The organism is Halothece sp. PCC 7418 (genome assembly GCF_000317635.1).
Taxonomy (GTDB): Bacteria; Cyanobacteriota; Cyanobacteriia; order Cyanobacteriales; family Rubidibacteraceae; genus Halothece.
Genome location: NC_019779.1, coordinates 1,039,070 through 1,051,944 on the forward strand (window position 1 = coordinate 1,039,070; position 12,875 = coordinate 1,051,944).

Annotated in this window: 9 protein-coding genes; 5 read left to right on the plus strand and 4 right to left on the minus strand. The window is 43.7% G+C overall.

The genetic code is table 11. From position 1 onward, the window contains the following. Window positions 1-475: 475 nt before the first annotated feature. From accA to PCC7418_RS04810, 3 genes are all read right to left on the minus strand, one after another. On the minus strand, window positions 476-1,543 hold the full coding sequence (gene accA / locus PCC7418_RS04800) for an acetyl-CoA carboxylase carboxyl transferase subunit alpha (protein WP_015225045.1): 1,068 nt from the start codon (window positions 1,541-1,543) through the stop codon (window positions 476-478). A 65-nt stretch (window positions 1,544-1,608) separates the two neighbouring features. Continuing rightward, complete coding sequence (locus PCC7418_RS04805; protein ID WP_015225046.1) at window positions 1,609-2,649, minus strand: long-chain acyl-[acyl-carrier-protein] reductase; 1,041 nt, start codon at window positions 2,647-2,649, stop codon at window positions 1,609-1,611. A 208-nt stretch (window positions 2,650-2,857) separates the two neighbouring features. Continuing rightward, window positions 2,858-3,553, minus strand: coding sequence for an aldehyde oxygenase (deformylating) (locus PCC7418_RS04810; RefSeq protein ID WP_015225047.1), 696 nt, complete (start codon window positions 3,551-3,553; stop codon window positions 2,858-2,860). A gap of 238 nt (window positions 3,554-3,791) precedes the next feature. Between PCC7418_RS04810 and PCC7418_RS04815 the strand changes: the two genes are divergently transcribed. Then, the gene (locus PCC7418_RS04815; protein ID WP_015225048.1) at window positions 3,792-4,595 is read left to right on the plus strand and encodes a carbohydrate ABC transporter permease; all 804 of its coding nucleotides are present in this window, start codon (window positions 3,792-3,794) and stop codon (window positions 4,593-4,595) included. A 13-nt stretch (window positions 4,596-4,608) separates the two neighbouring features. On the opposite strand, the gene PCC7418_RS04820 is transcribed toward PCC7418_RS04815, so the two are convergent. Then, entirely contained in the window at window positions 4,609-5,964 is a 1,356-nt protein-coding gene (locus PCC7418_RS04820) for an NCS2 family permease (protein ID WP_015225049.1), read from the minus strand. A 430-nt stretch (window positions 5,965-6,394) separates the two neighbouring features. Here PCC7418_RS04820 and PCC7418_RS04825 point away from each other — a divergent pair, with 430 nt between their 5' ends. The 4 genes from PCC7418_RS04825 (at window position 6,395) to PCC7418_RS04840 (ending at window position 12,630) form a co-directional block, all read left to right on the plus strand. After that, complete coding sequence (locus tag PCC7418_RS04825; protein ID WP_041596461.1) at window positions 6,395-7,252, plus strand: RnfABCDGE type electron transport complex subunit D; 858 nt, start codon at window positions 6,395-6,397, stop codon at window positions 7,250-7,252. Beyond that, window positions 7,233-8,552 carry a DUF2330 domain-containing protein gene (locus tag PCC7418_RS04830; RefSeq protein WP_015225051.1) on the plus strand — a complete coding sequence of 440 codons (1,320 nt, stop codon included), beginning with the start codon at window positions 7,233-7,235 and terminating at the stop codon, window positions 8,550-8,552. The genes PCC7418_RS04825 and PCC7418_RS04830 overlap by 20 nt, the downstream gene beginning before the upstream one ends. Window positions 8,553-9,285: 733 nt before the next feature. Beyond that, window positions 9,286-10,365, plus strand: coding sequence for a glycosyltransferase family 4 protein (locus PCC7418_RS04835; RefSeq protein ID WP_015225052.1), 1,080 nt, complete (start codon window positions 9,286-9,288; stop codon window positions 10,363-10,365). Window positions 10,366-10,380: 15 nt separating this feature from the next. Next, the gene (locus PCC7418_RS04840) at window positions 10,381-12,630 is read left to right on the plus strand and encodes an amylo-alpha-1,6-glucosidase (protein ID WP_015225053.1); all 2,250 of its coding nucleotides are present in this window, start codon (window positions 10,381-10,383) and stop codon (window positions 12,628-12,630) included. Window positions 12,631-12,875 lie beyond the last annotated feature (245 nt).

Below are 12,875 nucleotides of genomic sequence, written 5' to 3' on the forward strand. Positions count from 1 at the left end.
TTGCTTCATTTTCTCACCCAGAGATGAGATGAATTTATATTAAGCAAGGTGTCTGGAAACGGAAAAGGGCTTGACAAAAATCGGTTTATCTGGATTAGCCAGGGAGAAAGGTTGAAAACAAAACGGGTTTGAAACCCACCGCTCTCTGACTATTTTACAGAAGTCGCCGCACGCGCCAACGTGCTTTAGCCGTTGGATATAAGGCGGTGAGTTGAAGGCTTCGATAGCCTGAAAACGAACAAACCCTACAAGTTTGTGTACAATGGAATTATCTTCAATTTCGCGAGAAGTAAAGTTCCGGTTGTTGAAGATATTGAGGTAGGGCGCTATCTCAGGTGTTAGAGAGAGTAAGACAGGCTTGCCCTGCGTCTCTTGTTTGACCGCTGAATCAAGCGCGTCTTTAAGACGTGGGAGTGCGTCAATCTTGTTGAGTTTCGTTACTTCAGCCCAACCTCCGTTTGATTTGGCTAAATGACTAATAACTCAGAGAATGAGAGGAGGGTGTTTCTTCAACGTGATGATGAGTTTCCCCTTCCGTTTCGCTGGGGAGTTGCAGTTGACCCCGTTCTGCTAGGTCGGTAAACTTACCAATATGGCGGAATTTCTGATAGCGTTGTTCCCGTCGCTGCTGGGGAGACAGTTGCATTAGTTCGTCTAAGTTGGCAATTAAGGCTTCTTTTAAGAAGTTTGCTGCGCCAATGGGATCAGCGTGAGCCCCGCGTACTGGCTCGGATAAGATTTGATCTAAGATTCCCAGTTTTTTTAAGTCCCAAGAGGTGATTTTCAGAGCTTCACAGGCTTGTTCTGACTTGCCAGAGTCTTTCCAGAGAATCGCTGCACAGGCTTCTGGGGTTGCGACTGTGTAAACGGCGTGTTCTAGCATTAAAATGCGATCGCCGACCCCAATGCCTAAAGCACCGCCTGATCCCCCTTCACCAATTACCGTGCAGAGAATGGGAACATCAAGGCTAAACATTTCTCGTAAATTGTACGCGATCGCCTCTCCTTGTCCTGTTTTTTCCGCTTCGACACCCGCCCACGCGCCAGGGGTGTCAATGAAAGTACATACGGGCATTCGGAAACGATTGGCGTGTTCCATCAAACGCATTGCTTTTCGGTAGCCACTGGGAGAAGCCATGCCAAAATTACGGGCAACATTGTCTTTCGTATCGCGTCCTTTCTGGTGCCCTAACATCATCACGGGGCGACCGTTAAGACGAGCAATTCCGCCGACTAAAGCTGGATCATCATGTCCTGCGCGATCGCCGTGTAATTCAAACCATTCTTCGCTCATTGCTTGGATATAGTCAAGGGTACTGGGGCGACGGGGATGGCGGGCTAACTGTAGGCGTTGAGCAGGTGTCAAAGTGCTAAAAATTTCCTTGCGTAGTTGTACCGCCTTTTCTTCAAGATGTTGAATTTGATCAGAAACATCCACTTGATTATTTTCTGCCAATTCACGAATTTGTTCAATCCGTGATTCTAACTCTGATAAGGGTTTTTCAAATTCAAGGAGGAAGGTTTTGCGGTTTGATTTTGACATAGAAGAGTTGCTAGTGATCAAGCAGAAAACGACTGATTATGAAGACAAGAGAGCAAGTCTATCTTTTATTTAGCACTGACGGCTTCCTTCAACAAGAGGGGATGAAAGCCATGTTTTTGAGAGACTTCACCAATCTGTTCCATTTTGGCTAAAGTAATCTGGTTTCGTCCCCAAGAGAAATTAGTGTACCATTTTTCAAACTCCAGTAACATCGCCTCAGCAAAACAAGCAAATAACTGGCGATTAGGAACTTCCATATCCACTGCTTCCATGACAGTCCACTCAATATCTAAAGCGTGTTCCACAATCCCTCCTTTGAGAATCACCACCTCTGGATGTTGGATGCGAGCATCAAAGTTTTTGGGATAACCGCCATCAATAATTAAACAAGGTTTTTTGACCATTTCTGGATCAATTTCAACCCCTTTCGGTAAACTTGCTACCCAAACCACAATATCAGCTTGAGCAAGTGCCTCATCCATCTCTATAATTTTGCCCCGTCCTAATTCTGATTGCAATGCTTCTAAACGTTCTTGGGTGCGGGCAACTAATAATAAATCCTGAATAGATGTTTTGGCATTGAGCCAGCGACAAACAGCGCTCCCAATGTCACCGGTTGCGCCACACACGGCGACAGTTGCTTGTGAAAGATTAATTCCCATTTGTTCTGCTGCCAGTTCAACCTGACGACAAATAATATAAGCAGTATGGGTATTGCCCGTGGTAAAGCGCCGAAAATCTAAGTCCACGTTGCGAACCTGACGGTTATTCTGAAGATTAAAATTTTCAAAGACAATCGAAGAAAAGCCCCCAAGAGCAGTAATATCGATATTGGCTTTTTGGGCATGAGCCATAGCATTGAGAACTTTCCGCACCGCTGCTTTAATCCGACGCTGCGTCAACATTTCTGGAAGGAAAGCCGATTCCACATATTTCCCGTAAATGGTTGCTCCCGTCAAACTGGTTACTGTTATCTCATCAATAATCTGGGGAGGAGCAGAACACCAAAAATCCAACTCTTGTCCCTGATATTCAGAGAAGCCAAGTTTTTCAGCAGTCTTATGCGCTTGTTCCAGACTCGTCGAGTGACCGATCAAACCAAACATGAATTTTCGCTGTCAACCTTTAAATCAGGTCGTTGTAAATAGATAAAGTGATGAGACAAGTTAAAAACTCGCCCTCTTCAATCTTAAGACGTTTAACTCGATTAGAAAAGTCTTCTAGGAGATCACTCCCAAAAAAAGCCCCGCCACAATTGGGCGAGGACGTTAGACTGAAGTCATTCTAAGTGAGTTGCAAAACTACTCAGTGAACTTAACCTTCTCGCAGTCCATAAGCAGACATCTTCATAATTTCCCGAGTATTAAACCCGATGTTACTCAAGGCTTCACCATAAGCAATCATAAAGTCTTCCACTAAAGCATCTTTTTCCATGCCCAAGACGTTGGCATCAGCAGCGACTTGGTTCAGCATTTTCCAAACAATGGGAAGGTTTTGACGGTTGGCTTCTTCTAATTCTTCTTTCGCGCTGTCAAAATTAGCTTTGAGCCACTCTTCTCCATAGTTAAGGTGAGTATATTCATCTTTAACGACACCTTCAGTAATTTTCCGTGCAAAGGGGTCAGCAACAGGAATATAAATGTTGTATGCGGAAATAGCAAAACATTCGATAATTAGAGCTTGAATCAGCAAGCAGGTAACGATTTTGCCTTCTGCAAGTGCATCTTGGAAGTTTTGATGTAATTGTGCAAAGAATTCTTGTGCAAACTCCATGTCAGGAGTCACATTTAAGTTTTTGCCACAGGCTTGAAACCCTTTTTTGTGTCGCGCTTCCATTTTGGAAAGGCGAGTCAGTTCCTCTTTACTATCGGGTAATAATTCAATGAGATGTAAATAATTGTCTTTGGCTTCTTGTTCCCCTTCGATTACGATCGCGTTGATTCGGCTATAAGCATCTTTGTAGGTTTCGCTGTTGTAATCTAAAGTTGGGGTAACTGCAACATCTTGCATAAGTATATGATCTCCTATGGCTTCCTTATCACCAATAATATATACAGGTTAGGCGTTTTCGCCAAAATCTGGTTGTGAATCGCTTTGAATCTTTCTATAGAAACGATTACCTCACCCTTATCTTAACGCTTTGTTATTGGTCGAGATGTTCCATGGAAGGTCTGTACATTAGTCATTGTCTGACCCTCTCCTGGCGGTTCATCCTTAGCCAACTATCGATCAATCTTAGTAGTCAGCCATGAAAAATCGTTTACGCTCTGTGTTGCTCATCTTGGGCAGTTTCATTGTCTTATCCCCCCTAGGGATTATTTTCCTGACTTCTTTAGCCCCTGCGGGAATAATCACCACAGGAAATTTTAATTTTTCATCCTTAACCTTCAACAATTATTGGGAAGCATGGCAACGGGGAGATTTTCTCCTTGCTTTTGGCAATTCTACATTGGTCGCCTTAAGTGTTACCGCCCTACAATTACTCACAGCTTCTTTGGCAGGGTATGCGTTAGCACGGCTTCAATTTCGCGGTCGGCGTACTTTGTTATTGATTATATTAGCAACCTTGGTTATTCCGTTTCAGTTATTAATCATTCCGATTTTTTTAGTGTTAAAATTCGGTGGCTTAATTAATACTTATGGGGCGTTAATTTTGCCGACAGCCGTGAATGGATTTAGCATTTTTTTAATGCGTCAATATTTCACAACAATTCCAATTGAATTAGAAGAAGCTGCTGCACTGGATGGGGCAAACCGTTGGCACATTTTGAAAGATATCATGCTGCCCTTAGCCAAGCCCGCACTGGTCACTGTTTTTCTTTTTACTTTTATCGGGGAATGGAATGATTTATTTAAACCCTTAGTTTTTACGACTCGTCCTGAGTTAACAACTGTTCAACTTGCCTTAGCCCAATTTCAAGAACAGTTTACCAGTAATTGGTCTTTACTAATGGCTGCGGTTATTATTGCTACCGTACCAGTTGTGATTTTATTTTTCATTGGACAACGACAGTTTATTCAAGGGATTAGTAGCACAGGGATTAAACAGTAGATTTTTGGCTTAATCAAGAGGTTTCTAAAATGAACTTGACCAGAAAAGCAACCGCAATGATCCAAATGGCAAAGGGAATGTCTTGTGCTTTGCCTTGAAACAGTTTAATCAGGGGAAAGGAAATCAAACCCGCAGCTAACCCATCCGCAATGGAGTAGCTTAGGGGCATCATGATCATGGTTAAAAAAGAGGGAATCGCTTCTGCGGGATCATCCCACTCAATATCACGAATGCTCCCTACCATTAAAACCCCGACAATAATTAAAGTCGGGGCTGTCGCGATCGCGGGAATAGCGACCAGCAGGGGAATAAAGAAAATTGACAGTAAAAATAAAGTGCCCGTGACAACTGCCGTCAAGCCACTGCGTCCTCCTTCGGCTACCCCAGAAGCGGATTCAATATAACTGGTGACGGTTGATGTGCCAAAAATTGCGCCAGTAACGGTGCCCACCGCATCAGCAAGCAAGGCTCGATTCACTCCTGGAAATTCACCATTTTCTTGGATGTATCCCGTTCGCATTCCTAAGCCCGTTACTGTCCCCACGGTATCGAAAAAGTCCACAAATAAAAAGACAAATAACACCGTTAGGAGTTCACCTGTAGCAGCAGGAGAAATCTGAGTTAACCCAACCCAGGCTTGTCCAAATAAATGAGAGGGAAGGCTGGGAAAACCAATAATAGCCCTCGGCCAGGGGGCGATTCCTGCGATCCAAGCAAGCATTGCTGTCCCTAAAATGCCCCACAACAGTCCCCCTTTGATGCGTCTGGCAGTTAAAGCTGCGGTCAAAAAGAGTCCGATGATCGCAATTCCTGTTTTCGGTGAGGCAAGATTGCCTAAGGTAGTGAGGGTGGTGTCGGAGTTGGCGATGATGCCACTACTTTGGAGGGCAATATAAGCAATAAATCCACCAATTCCTGCGGTGGTGGCTGCTTTGAGACATTGTGGAATCGCTGCAACCACCAATCTCCGAATATTCGTGATTGTGAGAAGAACAAACACCATGCCTTCCATCAACACTGCTGCCAGTGCGGTTTGCCAAGAAATCCCTTCTCCTAAAACCACGGAAAAGGCAAAATAAGCGTTTAATCCCATTCCAGGGGCTAAAGCAAAGGGAAAGCGGGCATAAATGCCCATGACAAAGGTCGCGATCGCGGCAGAAATCGCAGTGGCAATGGCGAGTTCATTAAATAAATCGCCAGATTCTTCTAAAAAAATGGCATTGGATAAAATTCCAGGATTGGCAGCGAGAATATATGCCATTGTCATAAAGGTCGTGAAGCCAGCAACCAGTTCAGTTTTGAAGTTGGTTTGTAACTGTTGAAATTGAAAATACCGCTCCATCCCAGAGGGTTGTTCTTCTTCAGTCATGCTTAGAAGCCTTTTGCGGGATTACTTGCTCTTTATACCAATTTAAAAAGTAGATGTTACCCTTCGTAGTAGTAGTAGGGTGGCCAAGGCAAACCCTACCGTCAATGAGCGAGTTGATTAGTGTAACTTGATTTTTCCAAAATGGTCTTAATTTACATCAAGTGCATTGATTTCCTTCTCCTCAGACTTTTTTTAAACGCCTCATCTTGCGTTGATTTAGTCGCTTGATGGACAAAGTGAGTCGGTGGATGTTCATAATTGATTAACCTGTCGAACGGTCAAAGAACGAAGAACAAAAAACCAAAATTTAGAATGTACCTCATAAGGGTGAAAACTGCTATATAAATATTATTGCTTTTTATAACTTGAATCGGGAACTTAAGGACAGAGATCTACTTCTATGAGTCAAACCGAATTATATCATAGAGGCATGATAAAGCAAATACCAGAATTGACAATTGATTTGCGAGATGTGCAAGTTTTTGCCTTAAGTTGGTTTCTGGGCTTAGGCGTAATGAGTCATCGCTTTGAGACTTTGAATGCAGAAACGATGGTCGTCGCAATTATTGGGGCTTTAAGTCTCCAATATCTAGCGTTTTTTTTCCTTAAGAAAAAAGAAACCGTAGAACTGATTTCTCGCAGTGCTTTAATTACAGGATTGGGATTATGTTTACTCTTACGCACCCATTCTTTAGCCATTATGGGACTGGCGGTTGGCTGTGCTATTCTCAGTAAATTCCTGATTAAATATCGAGGAAAACATCTCTTTAATCCAGCAAACTTTGGCATTATTGCTGTTTTATGTTTGACGGATCAAGCATGGATTTCGCCAGGGCAATGGGGTGAGTCTTTTTCCTTAGCTTTACTATTTGTTGGCATGGGTGGTCTCATTTTAAGCTGGTTGGGGCGTTGGGAAACAACGGCTGTTTTTCTGTTAGTTTATAGTGTTGGAATTTTAGCTCGTAATACATTCCTCGGGTTGGAAACGGATATTTTTTGGCATGAATTGAATAGTGGCAGTTTATTATTATTTGCCTTTTTTATGCTCAGTGATCCGCGTTCGATTCCTGATGCTAAATGGGGAAGAATGATTTGGGCAAGCGCGATCGCGCTGTTAACTTTATTCCTAAAATATCAATTGTTCCTAGCAACTGCCCCTTTCTTTGCCCTATTTATCTGCTCTTTTTTAACACCAGTATTCGATTATTTTTGGCAAGGCAAACGGTTTCATTGGAATGGGAAAAGTTATCAATTGGGAGGAAATGAAAATGAAACAGTCCAGATTTAAAATAGGTTTGATTGCCGTTAGCGCGATCGCTGCTTTTTTTATAAAAACTGCTGCAGCGTTTGCGTTTTGTGGGTTTTATGTTGCTCAAGCTGATGGCGACTTATATAACCAAGCCTCACAAGTGATTATTACCCGTGATGGTAAGCGAACCGTTTTAACAATGGCGAATGACTATCAAGGAGAAATGGAAGATTTTGCGCTTGTGGTTCCAGTTCCTGTCATTTTAAAAGAAGAACAAGTGCAAGTTCAAGACTCAGAAATTATTGAACGCATTGATAGTTTTAGTGCCCCTCGTTTAGTGGAATATTTTGATGATAATCCCTGTCGCCGTCCCGTGCAACCTTTTATGTTAGAAAATCAGCGATTAAATGCACCGACAGCAGCAGGAGGATCGCCATCGGCGGATTCTCTGGGCGTAACTGTGGAAGAAAAATTTGATGTGGGAGAATATTCCATTGTTATTCTCAGTGCGGAAGAATCCAATGGTTTAGAAACTTGGTTGCAAACCAACAACTATAATATCCCTGATGGGGCGAGTCAACTGTTACAGCCTTATATTCGCCAAAACTTAAAATTTTTTGTTGCCAAAGTCAATTTAGAAAACTATAATCCTGAAGCATTTTCCAGTTTGCGTCCGTTACAAATGGCGTTTGAATCCTCTCGATTTATGTTACCGATTCGTTTAGGAACATTAAATGCACAGGGGAATCAAGACTTACTAGTTTACCTCCTTTCTCCCAAAGGTCAAACGGAAGTAACCAATTATCGCACTGTCAAAATTCCCTCCAATATGGATCTTCCTGTCTATATCAAAGAAGATGGAAAATTCCCTGAGTTTTACCAAGCCATGTTTGAAAAAAGTTGGGACGAGAACAATGGAAAAACAGTCTTTTTAGAATATGCTTGGGATATGGGAAGTTGCGATCCCTGTTCCGCCCAACCTCTCAATCGAGAGGAATTAAAAAAAGCGGGTGTGTTTTGGGAGGACAATTCGGTTTTTATTACTCGGCTTCATCTGCGTTACAATCGCGATTTATATCCCCAAGATTTGCGGTTTCAAGAAACGCCCAATCGTCAATTTTTCCAAGGACGTTATGTGATTCGTCATCCTTATGACGGAGAAGCAGATTGTCCAGAAGCCAGACAATATTATCAACAAGTGCGCGATCGGCAAGAACAAAACGCGCAAAGGCTTTCTAGTTTAACGGGTTGGAGTTTGGAGCAAATTACCCGTAATATGGATTTTGTTGAGATTCAAGGGAATGATTCAGAGCCGTGGTGGCGACGCATTTTTAACTGACGTGAGCGAGAATTCCCCCACCTCACGAATTAGGTGGGGGTGAAGCGCGAACTTTACAACGAAGCCCGACTTTGTTCTATAATAAAATTGGTTGCGACCCACCCGAATGTATGGACGATCAGACAGCCTAACTTCAAAGCAAAGCGTTAGCTTTTTCCGCGCAGAAACATCATCAGATCGGGGAAAGAAGTATGACCTCTGGGTTTCAGGTTACGCCCTGATGTAAGGAAGTACCAAGTGATACTTGTCGGATCAAGATTACTCCTTGGGAAGCAGGGAGGGGGCTTTTAACAGAAAGTTAAAAGTTAACCATTTCTTAACTTAGTTGGTCAAATTAAATACTATAATCGTGGGGTGGCTAAGTTTAACTGATCGATAACCAAGACAGTTAAAGAATAAGTCATTTTTAGCGGTGAGTTACATCGTGTTAGCCTGTGGACTAGATAACGCCGACGTTGCTAGGAAAGATCCAATGGAAAGGAAGCAGGAAGTGGACATCAGACTCGATCAGGCTTTTAGAAGCTATGGTCAAGTTTGAGTAAGTTCCTCATAACGGAGGCTGTCTTCCTCTCATCCTTTTTAGCCCCCCTTAAAATAAGGGGGGGAATTTTGAGGTCGGTTTTTTCGACTCGCCTTGGGGAGTTCCCGATCGCGCAGAACGATTACACTGAAATAAGAGATCCCGAATCAAGCAATTGCAGACAACTCAATTATTCGTTTCAGGAGGTTGGTAATGAAAATTGCTCAAATCGCGCCCTTATGGGAAAAAGTCCCTCCCCCCACCTATGGCGGAACCGAATTAGTGGTGAGTTTATTAACGGATGAATTAGTCAGACGGGGTCATGAGGTGACATTATTCGCAACGGGCGATTCCGAAACTCTCGCTACTTTAGAGGCTTGCTGTGAACAACCGTTACGACCTGTGGGCTTTTCTCTTGCAGAGTATCATGTCTATGAGCAAATGGAATTGAGCAAGGTGTTTAATCAAGCCCAAGACTTTGATCTCATTCATTCTCATCTGGGTTATAGTGCGTTTCCTTATGCCAATTTAGTGAAAACGCCTGTTGTCCATACCTTACACGGGATTATCCCCACTTGGATGGAAGGGATTTTCCAACAACATCGTCAGCAAAATTTTGTCACGATTTCTCATTCTCAACGGCGACCTGAGTTAGGGTTAAATTATGTGGCGACGGTTTACAACGCGATCGCGCTCTCAACGTTCCAATTTTATCCTGAACCTCAAGATCCCCCCTATCTCGCCTTTCTGGGGCGAATGTCTCCCGAAAAAGGGCCCCAGCTTGCCATTGCAATTGCCAAACAAACCCAATACCCGCTTAAAATGGCAGGAAAAGTTGACCCTGTGGATAAAACCTTCTTTGAACAAGAAATTGCCCCACACATTGACGGCGAACAGATTCAATTTTTAGGAGAAGCGAACCACGACCAGAAAAATATTCTCATGGGAGGCGCGATCGCGACGCTATTTCCGATTACGTGGCGCGAACCCTTTGGACTGGTTACAATTGAATCTCTTGCTTGTGGAACCCCTGTCATTGCCATGGCGATGGGTGCAACCTCAGAAATTATTACCCACGGTGAAACGGGCTTCTTGTGTCGTAACCTTGAAGAATGTATCAATGCTGTTTCCGAAGTGAACCAACTCTCTCGTCAGCGTTGTTACACCCGTGTTGCCGAACATTTTAACCTACACCACATGACCGACGGTTATGAAGCGGTTTATGAAAGACTTTTGGGGGAAAAGCTAGAGGGTAATGGTCATCTGCAAACCCCTGTTTTAACCATGAACTAGGTAGGAGGAAAGATCATGTCTCAAGAAACCCTTGATATCATTGAATTTGAAGGGAGAAGTTTTGCCGAAGCCGAACAAGTTCCCATTCCTGAGTGGCACTGTAGTCGCACGGAACGTTTACAGCCCACGCTGACTTTAAAAGAAGATGATATTTTCCTGATTACCGATACCATTGGCAACATCACCTGTCACAATGAGCAAGTGGATGTCAGCTTGGGGCTTTTTTGTCAAGATACCCGCTTTCTCAATCGTCTCGAACTCCAAATTGAAGGACACGCCCCCATTCTCCTCAGTAGTACCGCACAACAGGGATTTGCCCTCTCTGTGCTGTGTTCCAATCCTTACTTCCCAGACCATCTCAAAGCGGAAACCATCGGCATCCAGCGCGATATTGTCCTGCAAGGGGGACTGTTTGAAGAACTGACCATTACCAATTACAACACTGACCCTGTTCAATTTCAAATGAGCCTCAGTTTTGGTTCTGATTTTATTGACTTATTTCAAATTCGCGGGCGAGTGCGCTCACAACGAGGACACTTAATGCGACAAGTTTTACCGCAAACGACCAATGGTCAAAATATTCAATCTTTAGTCGAAGCAACGGGAGAATTAATCTTAGCCTATCAAGGGTTAGATGACGTTTTGATGGAATCGAGAATTCAGTTTTCCCATCAACTTCCCAGTGACTTCAAAGGTTATACAGCCCTTTGGGATTTGAGTTTGGAGGCTCATGAAACCCAGAAAATTGGCTATCGGTTACAGCCGATGATTAATGGTAAACCCGCTTCGGTGGTCAGTGCACCAATGACCCTGAAACAAGCCCATGGTTCGGAAGTCAGCGAACAACAGCACTGGCAAAATGAGGTAACTCGCATTCGCACCGATAATCGGGCTTTAAATCAAATTATTGAACGGGCGGAAAAAGATATTTATTTACTCGGTCAAACCTTTGGGGAGGGAAAAGTTCTTTCGGCAGGGATTCCTTGGTTTGCAACCTTATTCGGTCGTGATTCCATTATCTCCGCTTGGCAAACCTTAATTTTAGATTCTCGCATAGCCCGACAAACCTTACTCACCCTGGCGGAATATCAAGGGAAAGTCGATGATCAATGGCGGGAAGAAGCACCAGGGAAAATTCTCCATGAACTGCGATCGGGAGAAATGGCACGCTGCGGAGAAATTCCTCATACCCCCTATTATGGAACCGTAGATGCCACCCCGTTATGGTTGATTCTCTATGCTGAATATTACACTTGGACCCACGATGAGCAGTTGTTTCATCAGTTGTGGGACAATGCTGTTGCTGCGATGGGTTGGATTGATCGCGCCTGTGAAGCCAGAGGATATTTGTATTATCATTGCGAGTCTGCTGGGGGGTTACAGAATCAAGGTTGGAAAGATTCAGGAGATTGTATTGTTGATCGCAAAGGAAGATTAGCGACGGGCGCGATCGCGCTGTGTGAAGTCCAAGGCTATATCTATGCAGCGAAAATGCGCCTCAGTCAACTCGCCCGTCTCAAAAAACGTTTAGATCTTGCGGATCGCTGGTACGAAGAAGCGCAAAAACTCAAAACCCGATTTAACCGAGATTTTTGGATTCCAGATCAAGGGTATTACGCCCTCGCCCTTGATGAAAACAAAAAACCCATTGATAGCATTACCTCCAACCCTGGTCACTGTCTCGGTTTAGGTATTTTAGATCCCGATAAAGCCCACAGTGTCGCAGAACGTTTACAAGCCCCCGATTTATTTAGTGGTTGGGGAATACGCACCCTCAGCAGTCTCTCACCCGCCTATAACCCCATGGGCTATCATTTAGGAACCGTTTGGCCCCACGATAATGGCATCATTGCTGCTGGGTTACGGGCCGTGGGCTTCGTAGAACAAGCTCTGGAATTGAGCCAAGCCATCATTGATATGTGCAGCGAGCAACCCTATCACCGTCCTCCCGAACTATTTTGTGGCTACAAACGCACGCCCAATCGTTCACCAGTGCGTTATCCCGTAGCCTGTTCCCCACAAGCCTGGGCAACAGGGACAGTTTTCCAACTGCTACAGTTAATGATTAACTTACAACCCGATGCAGCCAATAACTGTTTACGGATTATTCACCCTACCTTACCCGCCTCAATTCAATATTTGTCTTTAGATAATCTTAAAATTGGCGAGACTGTCATTGACTTAGAATTTGAACAATCCGATGGTGCAACCGCTTGTCGAGTGGTTCGTAAACGGGGAAACTTACGAGTCATCATTGAAGCCTAACAATAGATTGTTAAACCCACTAAACCCACTGCATTATGATAGATTAAGACGATTCAATTGAACAGGTTTGGATCTTGTGATATGAAATTGAAAAAGTCTGCTCTCTACCGTAGGCTGAAAGCCGAGCCGTAGAGCCTCCTCCCAACCTCCCTTCTCAAAGGAGGCTGAGCGGGGGGATCTTAGCAAGCATTTGGGTATTTCATATAATGAGTGCTTTTTTCAGTTGATGATTAAAGCACCGTTTT